Raw genomic sequence first — 17263 nt, forward strand, 5'->3', positions numbered from 1 at the left:
AACTGAGTGACATCGGCTTGTTGTCTTCCATCATTACGCCCTTTCGCCTCCCGTGCCGAGCCGGTTCGGATGCCTGGCCCGGGGGAGGGCGGCGACCAGCACGGGGTAGTCGGCCTGCCAGGTCTCCGCTCACAGGCAGCAGACCCTCGTTGCGCACCGGATCGAGTGGTGAGCCGACGCGCGGCCGTTCACCAGGCCGGGGTCGGGAGGTCGTCTCCCGCGGCCGGCGGCTGCTCGCCCGCGTGCCCTCCGCAGAGGGTGGGGCAGCCGCAGAACACCGAGACAGGACGCAACTGGTGCGTTCTTCATGCCGATACGGTGGAAGTTTTCCTCACCCCACCCGGCGCGAGGCTTCAGTTCGCGTATAACTCTGGTGATTCCGACGACATGACAGGTGGTTCCGGGCGGCGGTCAGGCGCGAGCCGGCCCCGTCGCGCCAGGCCGTCGCCGGTCCGGCTCCGACTCCGACTCCACGAGAGGACAGTTGATGGATGTGGAGAAGCGCCTGCGGGACGAGAACCCGGGCGATGGCTTCGGTCGTGGGACGGCCGGGGTGAGTAGACGGCGGTTCCTCGGATACGTCGTGGCGGGATCGACGCTCACCGTCGCCGCCCAGCTGGGCGAGGTGGTGCTGGCGCCGTCGCGGGCCGCCGCCGTGGTGCCCTCGGTGCCGGGGCCGTCCGAGGTCTACGACCTCAACGACATGCTGACCCACGCCGCACTGCCCACGTCGAATCTGATCACTATCCGGATCGGTTCCGACGGCACGGCCTCCTTCGCCCTGCCGCGGGCGGAGGTCGGGCAGGGCATCACCACGTCCTCCGCGATGCTGATCGCCGAGGAGCTGGACCTCCCGCTGGAGAAGATATCGGTGACGCTGGCCGACGCCCGGCCGGAGCTGCTGTTCAACCAGCTCACCGGCGGCTCGAACACCACCATCTCCACCTTCACCCCGATCCGGGTGGCCGCGGCCGTGGCACGGGGGCAGTTGCTGAAGGCCGCGGCTCTGGAGCTGGGTGAAGCGATCGGCTCCCTCACGGTGAAGGCCGGCGTCATCACCTCCCCGGCCGGGGCGAGCATCACGTACGGCGAGCTGGCGGTGAAGGCGGCCGTCCTCGCGGACGCCCAGGTCGAGGTCACGCTCAAGGAGCCCTCGCAGTTCAAGGTCATCGGAACGTCGCAGCGGCGCATCGACGCCCTGGCGGCGGTGACGGGCCGCAAGAAGTTCGCGATGGACGTGCAGGTGCCCGGCGCCCTGCCCACGATGGTGTGCAGGCCGCCGACGATCAACGGCACGGTCCGCTCGGTGGAGAACCTGGACGAGGTCCGGGCCATGCCGGGCATCACCGACGTCGCGCGGATCTCCACCGGCGTCGCCGTCCGCGGCCGCACGTTCGGGCAGTGCATCGACGCGGTCCGCGCCCTGAAGGTCACCTGGGCGCCCGGTACCGCCGAGGGAACCTCGGACACGACTGTCCTCAAGGAACTGCGGGCAGCCGAACTTCCCCTTGTCGTACCGCCGCTGCCCCTTCTCACCAAGGCGGTCGACGCACGGTTCACCTTCCACTTCGCCAGCAACGGCGCCCTGGAGACCAACTGCGCCGTCGCGGACGTACGAGCGGACTCCGCCGAGATCTGGGCGAGCCTGAAGTCACCGATCGCCGCACAGGAAGAGATCGCCCTCCAGCTCGGTCTGCCGCCCACCGCCGTCAAGGTCCATGTCACGGAGGGCGGTGGCTCGTTCGGTCGCAAGCTCTTCCACGACGCCGCCCGCGAGGCCGCCGAGATCTCCCGGGCCATGGGCAAGCCGGTGAGGCTGATGTGGCACCGGACCGACGACTTCCGCCAGGGTCGCACGCATCCGATGTCCACCTCGCGGGTGCGGGCCACGTACACGCTCGGGCAGGTCCTGACGTACGAGCAGCGGCACACGTCCGTGGCCACCGACTTCGGCCATGGCCTGGGCGAGATCATCACCTCGGAGGCGGCCCAACTGCCGGTCGGTGACCTGACGTTCTCCGAGACAATTTTCGCTCTGACGCAGCAGAGTCCGTACCACTTCGGGGTCACCACCCAGCTCCTCGCCGAGACCCGCAAGGGCTTCAACACCGGCTCCATGCGGAACATCTACTCGCCCAACGTCCGTTGCGCGCAGGAGCTCGTCGTGGATGAGCTGGCGAAACGGACGGGGAAGGACGCCCACGCGTTCCGGCGTCAGTTCCTCAAGGACGAGCGGGCCAGGGCAGTCCTCGACAAGGTCGCAGAGGTGGGCCGGTGGGGCCGGTCCATGCCTGCCGGCACCGGGCAGGGGATCGCGGTGCACCCCGAGTACCACGGCTTCGTCGCTGTCCTCGCGGAGATCGACTGCCGGCCGGAGACGACCGGGCGGAAGGTCCGTGACGCCTACACGGGCCCTCGTGTCACCAAGGTCGTCTGCGCCGTCGACGTCGGCCTCGCCGTCAACCCGCGCGGCCTGGAGGCGCAGATGATGGGCGGCATCATCGACGGCATCGCCATCACCCTCACCGCGGGCCTCCACCTCCAGAACGGGCATTTCCTGGAGGGGAGTTGGGACAACTACTTCTACACCCGGCAGTGGAACACCCCGCCCGAGCTGGAGATCGTCGTCATGCCACCGACCACCGGCAAGCCCGGTGGTGCGGGGGAGCTGGCGGTGGCCGGCGCGATGGCGGCCGTCGCCTGCGCCTACGGCCGGGCCACCGGCACCATGCCCACCACCTTCCCCATCAACCACGGCGAGCCCCTCGGCTTCGAGCCGCTGCCCACCACCCCGCCGATCCCTGCCTCGCCCACCGACGGCCTCGACCGCACCTTTTAGAAGACCAGGAGCTCCCGTGCCGCAACACACCTTCATCCTCAACGGCAAACCGGTGACCGTGGACATCGAGGACGACGTCCGGCTGCTCTGGGTGCTTCGCGACGTCCTGGGCGTCACCGGACCGAAGTACGGCTGCGGGCTCGGCGTCTGCCAGGCGTGCACCAGCCACATCAACGGCAAGGCGTTCAACCCCTGCAGCGTCCCGGTCAAGGATGTCGGTCCCGACGACGAGGTGACCACGATCGAGGGCCTGCCCGCCACCGTCGGCCGGGACCTGCACCCGATGCAGGAGGCATGGCTGGAGTACGACGTGGCGCAGTGCGGCTACTGCCAGCCCGGCCAGATCATGACCGCCGTCGCCAAGGTCCGGCGCGCCCGGGAGGAGGGACGCGAGATCGACGAAGCCGACCTCGACGAGATACGCAACATCTGCCGCTGCGGCACCTACAACCGCATCCGTGAGGCCATCACCGCAGGCGCGGAGAAGTTCTGAACCGATTGCGGTAGCAGGAAGAAGGGGCGGGCGCCCAGCTGGGTGGAGAACCGATGGCGGGTGGCCGTTGCCCGCTCGGTGGCTCCGGGGCTCGCGGGGACGAGCGCTGTCCCCCGGTGGCTACTCCCCGGTGCGCCCGTCCAACGACTCCCGGAGGAGGTCGGCGTGCCCGTTGTGGCGTGCGTATTCCTCGACCAGATGGACCAGGATCCATCGCAGGCTGGGTGCGCGACCGTCGGGCCAGGTGCGCCGGGCCAGTCGCTCCAGGCCGCCGTCGGCCAGCGCCTGCGTGACCAGGGTGCGGGAGCGGGCCACGGTGTCCTGCCAGAGCGTATGAAGCTGTTCGGGGGTGTCCTCGGCGGCTGAGTGCCAGTCCCAGTCGGGGTCGGCCTTCCAGTCCACCGTGTCCCACGGCGGCTCCGGGTCCCGCCCGTGCAGCCAACGGGAGCACCAGTAGTCCTCGACGAAGGCCAGGTGCTTGAGCATGCCGCCCAGCGTCATCGAAGAGGCACCGACGGTCGCCCCGAGGCCGGCCGTGTCCAGTCCGGCGCACTTCCACGTCAGGGTCGCGCGGTGGAACTCCAGGAAGCCCAGGAGGGTGCTGGTCTCGTCGGCCGCAAGGGGAGGTTCCGGGCGACCCTGTTCGTCCATGTCGGGCATGGGCGGTGAGCCTACCGGCGGGGCCTGCGCCGGGCCAGGGACTTGGGTGGAGCCGGCCGGATCTGCAGGGGCGACCCCGTCGACGCCTTCGATGCCATCGTTCCCTCCCTGCCCCGCTTCGGATTCTCCACGCTCCGACCGGCATCCCCTTCGTCGGCACGAGAACCCACCCGGCGTCACCACAGCGCAGCGCCCGAACGTGCGGACCGGTACAACCACGTCGAACTCACCGCGCACCCACGACGGCGGGCACTTCATCCCCTGGAAAATCCCCGACGGCCTGGGTCGCCGGCCTGCGTCGGACCTTCGGCCGCCGACGCTGAACCTTCCGGGTTCACCGACGGGTGGAGCCGCGTGCGCGAGATCCGGGATGCGGCAGCGCCCGGACGGCGGTGCCCGCACCCGGAACCGCGGAAACCGAGAGGGCGGCCGCAGACGGTCTGAGGTATCCCGGAACTATGAAATCGCAGCGGTTCCTGCGCTCGCTCCACGCGACCCGGCGGCACTCGAAGGCATTGGTGGCAATGCCTTTCGCCTTGATCGCCGCCGTCACCGTGGTGGACATCAGCGCACCGCCGGATGTCCACCTGGGGCCGTTTCTCGTGGCAGCGCCCGCTGTGACCTCGTCGTTCGCCGGCCCCCGTATGACTGCCTTCGTGGGCGCGGTTGCCGTGCTGGCTCAGTCCCTGGTCGCCATCGCACGCACCAGCCTCAACGACCTCAATCACACCTACCAGATCATTGCCCTCTGCCTGATCTCTGCCTTTGTCACCGTGTTTGCACATCTGAGGGAACGGCACGAGCAGGAGATGACGCAGCTGCGCTCGGTGGCGGAGACGGCACAGCACGTGTTGATGCAGCCCTTGCCCCGTCGCAGCGGTCCCCTGCGCATCGCCTCGGTCTACCTGGCCGCAGAGGCGGAGGCGCAGCTGGGCGGTGATCTTTACGCGCTCGCCCGCACCGCCGACGGCACCCGCGTGATCGTCGGCGATGCTCGCGGCAAGGGACTCGATGCGATCGGTGAAGCCGCCGGCGTGCTGGGTGCCTTCCGGGCTCTCGCACACAAGGAAGCGCGGCTGCCCGAACTGGTGGGGCACCTGGAGGACGGGGTCACAGTGGACCGCAACGGCGCCACGGACGGGGAAGCGGAGGACGACTACAGTGCGGAGGCCTTCGTCACTGCGGCCGTGCTCGACATCCCCGATGCCGGTTCCGAACTTCGCCTGGTCAGCTGCGGTCATCCACCGCCGTTGCTGCTCCATGCGGGTGAGGTGCTGTCCCTCGAAGTGGATGAACCCGCTCCGCCTCTCGGGCTCGCGCAGTTGCTCGCCCCCGCATTCACTGCGGAGACGTTCACGTTCGGCATCGGGGACGTCCTGCTCCTGTACACCGATGGCGTCATCGAGTCCCGTGACCGGTCAGGACGCTTCTACCCGCTGTTGGAGCGGGTTGCGTCCCGGTGCGGAGACGGTGCGGAATCCCTGCTGGAGTACGTGCGTGCCGACCTCCTTCGGCACGCGGGCGGGTGCCTCGGAGACGATGCGGCCATGGTCGCCATCGAACGACTTCCGGATGCCGCGTGGCATCCCGCCGGACGGTCACGTCGGCAGGGAGCGGCCGAAAAGCAGGTCGAAACCCACCGGTAGCTGTAGCAGGACGCGGCGGGTGAGCGCCTCGCCCGCAGCGTCGGCGGTCGCGCTGAGCACGGCGCCGACGTCCCACTTCGCGGTCTCCTCGGTCGCTCCGTCGATCCAGGCCGCGGTGGCGCGCACGAACCGTTCGGGGGAGAGGGGCTCGGCGGCCCGCAGCGGGCTGAGGAGGATGAGGGCATATGTCTCCGGGAGGCGAGCTCGGCCCGCTCCTCGCCCACCGGATGCGCGCCCAGGAGGGCCGGCACGACGCGGGCTGCCCGTTCCGCTTCCTGCCGGGTGTCGTAGTCCCCGCGTTCCTGGACGCGGTCCAGGAACGCTTCCGTTCGCAGGGTCACTGCAACCCTCCCCTTCTCGGAACGCGGAGGACGGGGCCGCGGGGGAGGGGAGATCCGCCCCGTCCTCCGCCGCACCGGCCCCGCAGACCGCACCGTCACGGCACGGGCTCAGCCCTGCAGCGTGACCGTGAAGCTGCGACCGTACGCGTGGCGGGTGTCGACGTCGACACGGGTTCCGCCGTGGACCGGGCTCACGCGTACCCCGTCGTCCGACGACACCTTCCGCAGTGACCTGCCCCGGATCAGGACACTGGCCCTGTCCCGGCCCATCGACGGGTCGGACACGGCGACGGCGGTCGGACCCCGGTGCCCGCGGCGCTGCATGATCACCGACGCCGGACCGTCCATCCGCAGGCCCGCGACCTCGTGCCATCCGGGCGTGAACGTATTGGCCGCCCTCAGACCGAGGCCGGTGTGGGACACGGCCTGCAGGTGCGGGGTGTTGGCCAGGACCTGCAGCGGACCGTTCGGGTACGACGCCAACTGCGTCCCGCCTGCATTCGGCACCAACGCGTAGGCCATGCAGAGGGGTTCGGCTCCGGGTGCCTGGTCGACCGTTACGCCGAGGACGGTACGGGTGACGGCGGTGTCCGGGTTCGAGGTGCGGACGACCCGGCGGCTGCGGGTGACCTCGTCCAGGGAGACCCGGACCTGCGGGGTGTCGAGGAAGACGTAGCCGACGGCGGTGCGTTGTGTGGTGTTGGCGTAGCGCAGCCAGTGCAGGTCACCGGTGCCCGCGCCGGTCCACGGACGGCCGCCGCGGAGCATCCCGGTGAGAGAGACCTGGTCGCCCGGCGAGGCGGTGCGGGCGTCGAGGGTCGTGGTCACGGCCCGCCCGGCGGGGTCACCGACCCCTGCGGCAAGCACCACGATCTCCTCGTCGAGCAGGAACCAAGATTTCGTCGCCGTGGCATTGCGGTAGACCACGAAATCGTCCGGCAGCAGGTGCCTGTCGCGGTCGGCGACGTCGCCGGACTGCACCATGCCGACCGCGGCGTACGCCCCGAGAACGGCGCCGCCGGAGCGCTGATCGGTGCCACGAGGGAAGTACACGTACGTGTTCTGCGACTCGGACGACGAGGTGAAGTTCAGCGGGTGGCCGGGGTTGTCGTAGTACGGCTTCCCGTACAGGTCGGGGACGGTCCGTCGCTCTTCGACCGGCGCGGTGACACCGGCGAGGCCGTACGGCGAGACCGTGGTGAAGTAGTCGACGCCGTACGCCTGCGACTGGTCCTGCCCGGAGAGATAGAGGTAGTACGCCCCGTCGCCCTGGAACCACGGCATGAGGTTCTCGCCGTTCATGTACTCGTACTTGCTGATCCGGTCCGAGCTGCGGGCGAGCGCGAAGGCGTAACCGGGCCTGCGATGCACATTCCTGTCCATCGCGTTGAAGGCGACGCTGCGCGAGGCGGCGTTGAGATCCTCGGCAGGTACGGACGGGTCGCCGATGATGTCGGCGTACCGCACGACACTGACCGGGGAGACGAAACGCCCCGGGTCAAGCGTGCCGCGCGAGGTCGACCGGATGTGCTTGACGTAGCTCTTGAGAGCGGCGGCGTCGGCGCCGCTCGCGAGCGAGGCGAGGTCGACCACGGCCTCGACGACCACGGCGACATCGGTGTAGCCGCTGTCCGTCCGTGACACCGCCCGCCCCTTGACGATCTCCATCATCCAGCCCTCGAAGATCAGCGGTGCGAAGCCGTTCTGCACCCAGCTCCGCACCGTCGGTACGAGCTCCTCGCCGTGCGCGAAACCCGTACCGTCGAGGATCTTGAGGGTCTGTACGACGCGGGTCAGGAGGCCCTTTCCGTACGAGCCGGTGTAGGCGACGGAGGCGTGCTGGATGAAGGATCCGTCGGCGTAATACCCGTCCGTGACGCCGTGGTCGAGGTGATAAGGGTCAATGGTGGCGAACACCGTCAGCTGGTCGGTGAGGGCCTTGCGGATGCGGGCCTCGTCGCCGAGGAGCGCGCCCTGGAGGATGCGGTCGGTGGTGATGTCGGCGAGGTTGGCACCGGTGTGGAAGCGTGAATCGAGATTCACGTCGCCGTCGATGCCGTTGCGGAGGTAGGCGTCCATCGAGGCGACGTAGGTCTGTGCGAGGTCGGGGCGGTAGGCCCGCACTTCGTCGGCGAGGAGCACAAGGGTCTTGCTGATGTACTGCGCGAAACCGATCTCCCAGTAGAACCAGTTGCCGTAGTACCCCTTGGACTGGTCGCCGTAGTACTGGTCGTGCAGCCGCGCGAGGCCGTCGAGCACGCGCCGCTGCACGACGGTGTTCCCGTACAGGTCCGAGGGGGTGCCGCCCGGGGGTGTGCAGGTGGCGAGAGCGATCTCGTACAGCCGCTGGAAGGCGCTGTTGAGGTTGGCCTCGTTGCTGCCGAGCACCAGCCCGGCGAACAGCTCGCCGGGGCCCGCGGAGTCCATCGCCCTGAGATTCGCCCGCGCCGCGTTCTCCGCAGCGGCCAGCTTGGCAGCCGTCTCGGGGCGGGAGTTGGACTCGGCGGTCCCGGCGAGGACGGCCACCGTGTTGGCCATCAGGCGTGTGCTGCCCGCGGTGACACCGGCGGCGGTTGCCGGTTGTGCGGGGATCACCGACAGGAGACCTGCGGCTGACAGAGCGGCCAGCAGACGTCTGCGGGTGATCTCCATGTGGCGTCCTCCGCCTCTGAGTTGGCGACCCGGCGGGCGGAGTCAACCAGAACGGCCGAGCGGCGACAAGGGGACGCGGCCGGCCGGGAACGTTGTCCCCGAGTGCCGAGCCCAAGTGAACGACCGGGCTGCGGCCATGCCCTTCGGCGGAGTGCTCCCCGCCTATACGCTGCACCCGGAGTTCAAGAACCGGAGGAGTGCCGTTGAGTACCGAGACCGACATCCTCGTCCTGGGGGGTGCCGGCGTGGACACCATTGTGTACGTCCCCCAGCTGCCTCTTCCGTACGCCGACAGCTACATGGTGCCTGCCATCGAAACACGGGCGGGCCAGACCGGCGACTTCGTGGCGCTCGGAGCGCACGCTCTGGGGCTGCGCACACATCACATCGACATGATCGGCGATGACGACGCAGGCAGCCTGGTCCGCGCGCTGCACCGCGACCGGGGCATCGCGCTCACCGAGGTCCCCCTGCCCGCAGGCACCAAGCGCGCGGTGAATCTCGTCGGCCCCGACGGGCGGCGGCTGTCGTTGTACGACAACAGCCGCTCGCAGGAGGCGGACCGCCTGCCCCCGGAAACGGTGGGTGCCCTCGCCGCGGTCAGCCGCCACGCCCACGTCTCCATCACCTATCCCTGCGCGTTCGCCCTTCCCACGCTGCGCGAGGCAGGGGTGACCATCTCGACCGACCTGCACAACTGGGACGGCGCGCAGGCGTACCACGAGGCATTCGCCTACGAGGCCGACCTGGTCTTCCTGTCGACCGCCGCCCTGGTGAACCCGGAGAAGACCATGCGGCAGATCGTGGAACGCGGCCGAGCCCGAGCGGTCGTCGCCACAGCGGGAGCCGAGGGGGCGTATCAACTGCTCGACGGGGAGCTGACCCATATTCCGGCGGTCACACCGCCCGCGCAGGTGGTGGACTCCAACGGCGCCGGCGACGCGTTCGTGGCGGGCTATCTGTTCGGCCGGCTCTCCGGCGAGTCACCACAGCGGTGCGGCCTCTACGGCGCGATCGCCGGAGCCTATGCCTGCACCGTCCCGGCGACAGGGACCGACCTCATCAGCCGGGCCGAACTCCTCTCCCTCGCCGCGGCGGAAGGGAGCACGGCCGGCTGATGACATGACGTGCCGGACGGCTATTGCAGTTGACGGCCCACACTGCGCGCGGTTTCCTGCTGCGATGACTGATCTCCGCATCGAGCAGGTGGACGGCGATGCCATGCTTCGTGACTGGCAGCATGTCCATAACGCCGTCATCCCCACGGCCGCCCTGTCTCTCGACGAAGTACGTGAGCGCGTCGAACGCAACCGGTTGGAGGTTGCGTATCTGGGCGACGTCCTTGTCGGCTGCTCGACCGTGCGCCCGCCCACGAGCGAAACATCGGTTGCCACGGTGATCGCCAGAGTGCTCCCGGCTCACCGGCGACAAGGGGTTGGCGGAGCACTCTACGCGCGAGGGCTGGCGCAGGCGCGAAAGCTCGGAGCCGACGTCATCGAGACGGTGGTCCTGGAGTCCAACCCGGACGGGCTGCGGTTCGCGCAGGCACAGGGATTTGTCGAAGTCGAGAGGTACCTGCTGCCGGGGGACAGTGTGCGCTTCATCGACTTGAGGCTGGCCTGACCCGGCGTCGACCGGCGGAGGGTGCTCAGGACTGCCTGCCTGACCGGAGCGGATTCCGCGCCGGCTCGCGAGGCTGCAAGACCATCGGCCGATGGCCGGCGTCCACCTCGACAGGTCGCCGGTGCTCGCTGCTCGGCAACTCGGCCACGTCGTCGTCCGGCTCGGCGCCGGTGAGCAGGCATGTGAGGGACGTCGCCGGAAGCTCGCCGAGCGGGCGCGCGGCGGATGCGGCGGCGGGTCGCCCACGATCCGTGCGATCCCCGCATCCCTGAGCGCGGCGGTCGGTGGTGCGGGGCGGGGTCTACGGACCTTCCGGGGCGGGGACCACGTGCATGGCCGCTTCCTCGGCCGAGGCCGCTGCGCCGTCGATGCCGACATCGAAGGCGATCATGTCTTTCTCGTCGTCCTCGTGGGCACCCTCGTCGGGTGCGACGAGCCGTCCGGCGCGCAGACCGCCGACCTCGTCGTCACGGACCTCACCGTCGGTGTCCAACACATCGCCGATCTCGTCTCCATCGGGTACAACGAGATCCGGCTCCTCCTCGCTGAGGCGCTGGTCGAGCGTTTCGCCTTCGTGCTGCTCAGCCGCCGTGACACCGTGGTGTTCCACGGCCCACGGCCGCTCGGGGGGCGAATAGCCTGCATCGAGCGGATCCGCACCGGCCCGGTCGTCGAGAGTGTCCTCCACGTCGAGCAGGCCGGCGTCGTCCTGCACCTCCGAGCCGTCCGGCTGGTAGACCTCGTCGCCCATCGTGGTGTCGATGTCCATGTCACCTCCAATGTCGGGAGTGAACCGTCGGGGCGACGTCCCGTTCGCGTCATGCCCTCGTTCTCATCATGTGCGGTGTCGGCCGTCGGGACGAGCGGAAGCGCACCGGCGCCGGTGGTGGATGCGGGGCCAGGACCTTCACCGGTGGCGCGGCGTGAGCAAAACAGCGCGGTGCGTATCGGTCTGCTGCCCGAAGTGCGCACCGCCTCCATGAAGATCTCGTCGAGCGGCCACCGGCTGCCCGTGATACGGAGGGCGTAGGAGGTGACACATGACCGGCCAACCGCTCCGGGACCGGCTCACACTCGTGGCTGCGCTGGTGGGGCCGCTGCTGGTCGCGCTGGCACTCGTGCCGTTCCGTACGGACCTGTCGAGGACCAATGCCGCCCTCGTACTCGTCGTGGTCGTCGTCGCGGTCGCCTCCTTCGGCAGCCGGGTCGCGGGCGCGGTGGCGGCGCTGTCCGCCGCCGTCTGGTTCGACTTCTTCCTCACCCGGCCGTATCAGCGGTTCACCATCAATGGCGGCGACGACATCGAAACGGCCGTGCTGCTCCTGATCGTCGGTCTGATCGTCTCGCAGCTGGCCGCCCGGGTGCGGCGGCTCGAGGTGATCGCCGTCACCGATGCGGGCCACCTCACCCGAATCCATGACACCGCGGAACTGGCGCAGGCAACCACCTCCGCCGACGCCGTCGTCGCCCATGTGCGGGATGAACTCGTCGAGCTGCTGCAGCTGCGGGGCTGCCGGTTCGAGTACGGAACGCTGCTGGGGCGGCCACCGCGGCTGGAGCAGGACGGCAGTGTGTGCGTCGGCCGAAGGCGCTGGGACGTCGCGCGTGGCGGCTGGCCGGAGGGCGAGATCGAGTTGCGGGCCAGCGGACAGGGCCACTACGTCGGCAGGTACATGCTCGATCCGACGCCGGGAACCGTACCGACGCTGCAGGCCCGCCTGGTCGCCGTGACACTGGCCGACCAGGCGGGCGCCGCGCTCGACACGGCAAGCCGGCCGGCGGGCGGCTGAGACGGGCCGGGACCGCCGCTGCCGAACGGGGCGGACGGCCGGCCCGGTCAGCCGACGTGGATGCGGGGCCGGCGTGCCGGGTCCGGCTCCGCCCGGCGCAGCACCTCGCGGGTGACCGGTGCGACCTCGCCCTCGCCGAACACGAGGAAGCGCAGCAGCTGGCTGACCGGATGGCCCTCGGTCCAGTTGAAGTAGGCGTGCGGGACCTCTCCGGTGCGGTTGCGCAGCTCCAACAGCACCGCGGCGATGGTGTTGGGCACCACCGCGCTCTCCATGCGCAGTCTGCGTACCCCGTGCTTCTCGTCGCCGTGCACGGCCACCGCGGCGGTGAAGTCCGAGGAGTCCTGGATGAAGACCTCCAGGAACAGCACGGGCCGGCCGTCGGGGATATGGGTCTGTTCGCGCTGGCTGTACTCCTTCGCGCGGTACGCGACCGTGCTGTGCTCCTGCGGCTCGTTGGCGATGATCCGCAGCGGTCCGGCCGCCGCCGCCTCGTCGATCAGCCGGACGGCGTCCTCGTCGAAGGTCACCGCCGCCGCGCGGAGCTCGAAGGCGCGGTGGATCCGGGAGGCCGACGACGTCAGCAGGATGGCGATGATGAACAGCGAGGCGATCTTGATGCCGTCGGGCCGTTCGACGACATTGGTGACCAGGGTGTACGCGAAGACTGCGGTGATCGCACCGAACCCGGCGGTGCCCCACCGATGGCCGCGGCGGTGCACGGCGACGGTCGACGCGAAGGACGCCGACAGCATCAGCACCAGTACGCCTGTTGCGTAGGCGCCGCTCTGGTCGTCCACATCGGCGTTGAACCAGACGGTGATGAACACCGCGATCGCCATGAACACCAGCACCAGCGGTCGCACTGCCCGCGTCCACTCGGGGGCCATGCCGTAACGCGGCAGGTAGCGCGGTACGAGGTTGAGCAGCCCGGCCAGCGCCGAGGCACCGGCGAACCACAGAATGGCGATGGTCGAGACGTCGTACACGGTGCCGAAGGCCTCGCCGAGATGCTCGTGCGCGAGGTACGCCAGCGCGCGGCCGTTGGCCGCGCCGCCGCTCCTGAACTCGTCCTGCGGGATCAGGATCGTGGTGGCGAGGCTGGACAGCAGCAGGAAGCAGCTCATGATCACGGCGGCGGTGGTGAGCAGCTTGCGGGTGCCGCGGATCCGGCCGGCGGGCTTCTCGTACGTGTCCGTCGCGTCCCCGCGCACCTGGGGCATCACGGCGACACCGGTCTCGAATCCGGACATGCCCAGCGCGAGTTTCGGGAAGACGAGCAGCGCGACCCCGACCATGGCCAGCGGCGAGGAGTGCTCGAGGGTCATGGCGTCCGTCCAGTCGCCCACCCTGACCGGGTGGGTGAGGATCTCCCAGGCGGAGGTGGCCAGGACGACGACGTTGAGGAACAGGTACGTCGCGACGAGCACCACCGCGATGCCGATCGCCTCACGGAACCCCTTGAGGAAGACCGCAGCGAGGGCGGTGACCAGGACGAGGGTGATCCACACGTTCTCGCCGTGCATCCAACTCGGGGCGAAAGGATTCTCCACGACGTGTGCCGAGGCGTCCGCCGCCGACAGCGTGATGGTGATCATGAAATCGGTGGCCGCGAATCCGAGCAGCACCAGCACGAAGAGCTTCCCCGCCCACCAGGGCAGCAGACGCTCCAGCATGGCGATCGAGCCCTCACCGTGCGGGCTCTCCTTGGCCACCCTGCGGTAGACGGGCAGCGCGCCGAGCAGCGTCAGGGCAATCAGTACCAGCGTCGCCAGCGGCGAGAGCAGCCCGGCCGCCAGTGCGGCGATGCCCGGCTGATAGCCCAGGGTGGAGAAATAGTCCACACCGGTGAGGCACATGACCCGCCACCAGGAGTGCCCCTGGTGCTCGGGACCCGGCGTGCCGTGCGGTCCCGGGTGCCGGGCCGTCTGCTCGCTCAGTCCCTCCAGCAGCCAGGCCCGCCCCCCGGGACGCCGTTGCAGCGTGGCCTGTCCCGGCACGGGCCCGACCGGATCGGGTTCGTGCATGCCAGTCATGTGTGCTCTTCCTGCTGATCGGCCGTACGACGAGGAGCGAGTATCCAGTACAGCGTCACCCGCCCGACGGCCGGGGCGTACGAGACCTGCGGTCCCGAAGGACCGCAGGCGCGTCAGTATCCCGTCAGCGGACCCCCGATGACCGTCAGTATCGCGTTAAGGGATGGCGGACCCTCTGGTCGCCGGGCATAGGTTCGCAGTCATGCCCCGGCCCGCTTCTCCGCACCGGGCCCCACTCGCCCCAGGCTCGTCGAGGAGGATTCCATGGCAGGGCATGCAGTCCGGCCTGCGTACGCGCCCGGGCGAGCGGGAGGCCGTCACGACCGCCGGCTTCACCGTCGACCCGGTCGCCGGGAAAGCCGTCCGCGACGGACGGCTGACCCCGAACGAATGGCATCTGCCGGAGTTCCTGATCGGCAACCCGGGGCGGCTCATCCCCCAACGGCAGCTGCTCCAGGAGATCCGGGGCCTGTCGTACAGCAACACGACCAACTGTCTGCGGGCCTGCGCGGCCCCGTTGAGGCGAAGACTCGACCCGGACCCCTCCCGTCCCCGGCGCCTGATCACGGAACCGGGCATGGGGTACCGCTTCGAGCCCCAGGAATCGGGCGGGACACATGGGACGCGGAAAGCTTCGGATCTACCTCGGCGCCGCTCCGGGCGTGGGCAAGACCTACGCGATGCTCTCGGAGGGCCATCGACGGGTCGAGCGCGGTACGGACTGCGTCGTCGCGTTCGTCGAGCACCACAGCAGGCCACGCACCGAAGTGATGCTGCACGGGCTGGAGCAGATGCCCCGCAAGGAGGTGGACTACCGCGGCACCGTCTTCACCGAGATGGACGTCGACGCCGTCCTCGCCCGCCGGCCCGCCGTGGCCCTCGTCGACGAGCTGGCCCACACCAACATCCCGGGCTCGCGCAACGCCAAGCGCTGGCAGGACATCGAGGAGCTCCTCCAGGCCGGTATCGACGTCGTCTCGAACGTCAACATCCAGCACCTTGAGTCGCTGGGCGACGTCGTCGAGTCGATAACGGGAGTCCGGCAGCGCGAGACCGTCCCCGACGAATTCGTCCGGCACGCCGACCAGATCGAACTTGTCGACATGTCGCCCCAGGCACTGCGTCGCCGCATGGCCCACGGCAACATCTACAAGGCCGACAAGGTCGACGCGGCACTCTCCAACTACTTCCGCCCCGGGAATCTCACCGCCCTGCGTGAGCTCGCGCTGCTGTGGACCGCGGACCGGGTCGACGAATACCTCCAGGAGTACCGGTCCGAACACCGGGTGTCGAAGATCTGGGGCTCGCGCGAGCGCATCGTCGTCGGCCTCACCGGCGGCCCGGAAGGCCGCACTCTGATCCGCCGTGCGGCCCGGCTGGCGGAGAAGGGCGCGGGCGGCGAACTGATGGCCGTGTACATCGCCCGCAGCGACGGCCTGACCTCCGCGTCGCCGAGGGAACTCGCCGTCCAGCGCACCCTCGTCGAGGACCTGGGCGGCACCTTCCACCACGTCATAGGGGAGAACGTCCCGTCCGCGCTGCTGGAGTTCGCGCGCGGCGTCAACGCGACCCAGATCGTTCTCGGTGTGTCCCGCCGCAAGCCCTGGCAGTACGTGTTCGGGCCCGGCGTCAGCGGTTCGGTCGCCCGGGACTCGGGCCCCGACCTCGATGTACACCTGGTCACCCACGACGCCATGGGCAAGGGCCGCGGACTGCCGATGACCAGGAGCAGCCGGCTCGGCCGCTCCCGGATCATCTGGGGCTGGCTGACCGGGGTGGCCGGACCGGCCCTGCTCACCGTCCTCCTCAGCAGCCTCGCTCCCGAGGTGGGCCTGGCCAACGACATGCTGCTGTTTCTGTCGCTGACGGTCAGCGCTGCGCTGCTCGGCGGGCTCCGGCCCGCGCTCGCCTCCGCGGTCTTCGGCTCCTTCCTGCTCAACTGGTACTTCACCCCACCCGTCCACACACTGACCGTCGCCGATCCGCAGAACATCGTGGCCATCGCGATCTTTGTGGGCGTGGCCGTCTCCGTCGCCTCCGTCGTGGACCTCGCGGCCCGCCGTACCCAGCAGGCGGCGAGGCTGCGCGCCGAGTCCGAGATCCTCTCCTTCCTGGCGGGCAGCATCCTGCGCGGCGAAACGACGCTGGACGCGCTGCTGGAGCGGGTCAGGGAGACGTTCTCGATGGAGTCCGTGGCACTGCTGGAGCGGGAGAACGAGGTCGCCCCGTGGACCTGTGCGGGCAGCGTCGGCCCGAGGCCGGTCGGCCGTCCTGAACAGGCCCATGTGGACATGCCCGTGGGCGACGACATGGCGCTCGCGCTCTACGGCCGGGTGCTGCCCGCCGAGGACCGGAGGGTGCTGGCGGCATTCGCCGCGCAGGCGGCCGTCGTCCTCGACCGCCAACGCCTCCAGGACGAAGCCCAGCGGGCCCGCGGACTGGCCGAGGGCAACCGCATCCGTACCGCCCTGCTCGCCGCTGTCAGCCACGACCTGCGGACACCCCTCGCGGGCATCAAGGCGTCCGTCACCTCGCTCCGCTCCGACGACGTCGAATGGTCGGAGCAGGACCGGTCCGAACTCCTCGAAGGCATCGAAGCGGGCGCCGACCGCCTGGATCACCTCGTCGGCAACCTCCTCGACATGTCGCGGCTGCAGACCGGCACCGTCACCCCGCTGATCCACGAGGTCGACCTCGACGAAGTGGTGCCGATGGCCCTGGTCGGCGTACCGGAGGGGAGCGCGGTGCTCGACATCCCGGAGGATCTGCCGATGGTCGCCGTCGACAAGGGGCTCCTGGAAGGGGCGGTCGCCAACGTCGTGGAGAACGCCGTCAAGTACAGCCCCGCGGGCAGGCCGGTGCTGGTGTCGGCCAGCGCCATGGCCGGCCGGGTGGAACTGCGGGTCGTGGATCTCGGCCCCGGGATACCGGACGAGGTGAAGGACCGCGTTTTCGAACCCTTCCAGCGCTACGGTGACGCACCGCGCGGCGCGGGCGTGGGCCTCGGCCTCGCGGTGGCCCGGGGCTTCACCGAGACGATGGGCGGCACGCTGACCGCCGAGGACACGCCGGGGGGTGGCCTCACCATGGTGCTGACGCTGCGCACGGCGTCGGACCGGGTGGGGGAGTGGCCGGACCTGCCGGCCACCGTGACCTCTTAGCCGCGGGGTTCACCCGCGCGAG

The 17263-nt window shown here is 69.8% G+C and carries 11 protein-coding genes and 2 pseudogenes; 8 read left to right on the forward strand and 5 right to left on the reverse strand.

Annotated elements, in window-relative coordinates; translation table 11 throughout:
• Positions 1-487 precede the first annotated feature (487 nt).
• The gene (locus tag OHA88_RS37920; protein WP_328628831.1) at positions 488-2839 is read left to right on the forward strand and encodes a molybdopterin cofactor-binding domain-containing protein; all 2352 of its coding nucleotides are present in this window, start codon (positions 488-490) and stop codon (positions 2837-2839) included.
• Between the two features lie 16 nt (positions 2840-2855).
• Positions 2856-3332: a (2Fe-2S)-binding protein gene (locus tag OHA88_RS37925; RefSeq protein WP_267006522.1), complete on the forward strand. Its 477-nt coding sequence runs from the start codon at positions 2856-2858 to the stop codon at positions 3330-3332.
• Between the two features lie 120 nt (positions 3333-3452).
• Here the strand turns inward: OHA88_RS37925 and OHA88_RS37930 are convergent, their stop codons facing one another.
• Complete coding sequence (locus OHA88_RS37930; RefSeq protein WP_328628832.1) at positions 3453-3992, reverse strand: DinB family protein; 540 nt, start codon at positions 3990-3992, stop codon at positions 3453-3455.
• Positions 3993-4450: 458 nt separating this feature from the next.
• Here OHA88_RS37930 and OHA88_RS37935 point away from each other — a divergent pair, with 458 nt between their 5' ends.
• Complete coding sequence (locus OHA88_RS37935; protein ID WP_328628833.1) at positions 4451-5638, forward strand: PP2C family protein-serine/threonine phosphatase; 1188 nt, start codon at positions 4451-4453, stop codon at positions 5636-5638.
• On the opposite strand, the pseudogene OHA88_RS37940 reads toward OHA88_RS37935, so the two are convergent.
• A pseudogene (locus tag OHA88_RS37940) lies at positions 5591-5979 on the reverse strand (DUF2267 domain-containing protein). The gene OHA88_RS37935 and the pseudogene OHA88_RS37940 sit on opposite strands and share 48 nt — an antisense overlap.
• A gap of 108 nt (positions 5980-6087) precedes the next feature.
• Complete coding sequence (locus OHA88_RS37945) at positions 6088-8631, reverse strand: polysaccharide lyase family 8 super-sandwich domain-containing protein (RefSeq protein WP_328628834.1); 2544 nt, start codon at positions 8629-8631, stop codon at positions 6088-6090.
• A 203-nt stretch (positions 8632-8834) separates the two neighbouring features.
• Between OHA88_RS37945 and OHA88_RS37950 the strand changes: the two genes are divergently transcribed.
• Both OHA88_RS37950 and OHA88_RS37955 read left to right on the forward strand, forming a co-directional pair.
• The gene (locus OHA88_RS37950; RefSeq protein ID WP_328628835.1) at positions 8835-9749 is read left to right on the forward strand and encodes an adenosine kinase; all 915 of its coding nucleotides are present in this window, start codon (positions 8835-8837) and stop codon (positions 9747-9749) included.
• A 64-nt stretch (positions 9750-9813) separates the two neighbouring features.
• Complete coding sequence (locus tag OHA88_RS37955) at positions 9814-10254, forward strand: GNAT family N-acetyltransferase (RefSeq protein WP_328628836.1); 441 nt, start codon at positions 9814-9816, stop codon at positions 10252-10254.
• A 301-nt stretch (positions 10255-10555) separates the two neighbouring features.
• Here OHA88_RS37955 and OHA88_RS37960 read toward each other — a convergent pair whose 3' ends face one another.
• On the reverse strand, positions 10556-11023 hold the full coding sequence (locus OHA88_RS37960) for a DUF5709 domain-containing protein (RefSeq protein WP_328628837.1): 468 nt from the start codon (positions 11021-11023) through the stop codon (positions 10556-10558).
• 271 nt (positions 11024-11294) lie between these two features.
• Between OHA88_RS37960 and OHA88_RS37965 the strand changes: the two genes are divergently transcribed.
• Positions 11295-12044, forward strand: coding sequence for a DUF4118 domain-containing protein (locus tag OHA88_RS37965; RefSeq protein ID WP_328628838.1), 750 nt, complete (start codon positions 11295-11297; stop codon positions 12042-12044).
• Between the two features lie 47 nt (positions 12045-12091).
• Here OHA88_RS37965 and OHA88_RS37970 read toward each other — a convergent pair whose 3' ends face one another.
• Positions 12092-14080, reverse strand: a complete 1989-nt coding sequence (locus OHA88_RS37970; RefSeq protein WP_328628839.1) for an amino acid transporter — start codon at positions 14078-14080, stop codon at positions 12092-12094.
• Between the two features lie 316 nt (positions 14081-14396).
• Between OHA88_RS37970 and OHA88_RS37975 the strand changes: the two are divergent.
• Positions 14397-14675 (forward strand): annotated as a pseudogene (locus OHA88_RS37975) (winged helix-turn-helix domain-containing protein); the annotation flags it as partial.
• 22 nt (positions 14676-14697) lie between these two features.
• Positions 14698-17241, forward strand: coding sequence for a sensor histidine kinase KdpD (locus OHA88_RS37980; RefSeq protein WP_328628840.1), 2544 nt, complete (start codon positions 14698-14700; stop codon positions 17239-17241).
• Positions 17242-17263 lie beyond the last annotated feature (22 nt).

Origin of the sequence: Streptomyces sp. NBC_00353 (assembly GCF_036108815.1) — a bacterium.
Lineage (GTDB): Bacteria > Actinomycetota > Actinomycetes > Streptomycetales > Streptomycetaceae > Streptomyces.

What these genes read in the sequence shown, in the direction of transcription:
- OHA88_RS37920 (WP_328628831.1), top strand. Translation starts at nt 488, where the DNA reads ATGGATGTGGAGAAGCGCCTGCGGGACGAGAACCCGGGCGATGGCTTC.
- OHA88_RS37930 (WP_328628832.1), bottom strand. Translation starts at nt 3,992, where the DNA reads ATGCCCGACATGGACGAACAGGGTCGCCCGGAACCTCCCCTTGCGGCC.
- OHA88_RS37935 (WP_328628833.1), top strand. Translation starts at nt 4,451, where the DNA reads ATGAAATCGCAGCGGTTCCTGCGCTCGCTCCACGCGACCCGGCGGCAC.
- OHA88_RS37945 (WP_328628834.1), bottom strand. Translation starts at nt 8,631, where the DNA reads ATGGAGATCACCCGCAGACGTCTGCTGGCCGCTCTGTCAGCCGCAGGT.
- OHA88_RS37955 (WP_328628836.1), top strand. Translation starts at nt 9,814, where the DNA reads ATGACTGATCTCCGCATCGAGCAGGTGGACGGCGATGCCATGCTTCGT.
- OHA88_RS37960 (WP_328628837.1), bottom strand. Translation starts at nt 11,023, where the DNA reads ATGGACATCGACACCACGATGGGCGACGAGGTCTACCAGCCGGACGGC.
- OHA88_RS37965 (WP_328628838.1), top strand. Translation starts at nt 11,295, where the DNA reads ATGACCGGCCAACCGCTCCGGGACCGGCTCACACTCGTGGCTGCGCTG.
- OHA88_RS37970 (WP_328628839.1), bottom strand. Translation starts at nt 14,080, where the DNA reads ATGACTGGCATGCACGAACCCGATCCGGTCGGGCCCGTGCCGGGACAG.
- OHA88_RS37980 (WP_328628840.1), top strand. Translation starts at nt 14,698, where the DNA reads ATGGGACGCGGAAAGCTTCGGATCTACCTCGGCGCCGCTCCGGGCGTG.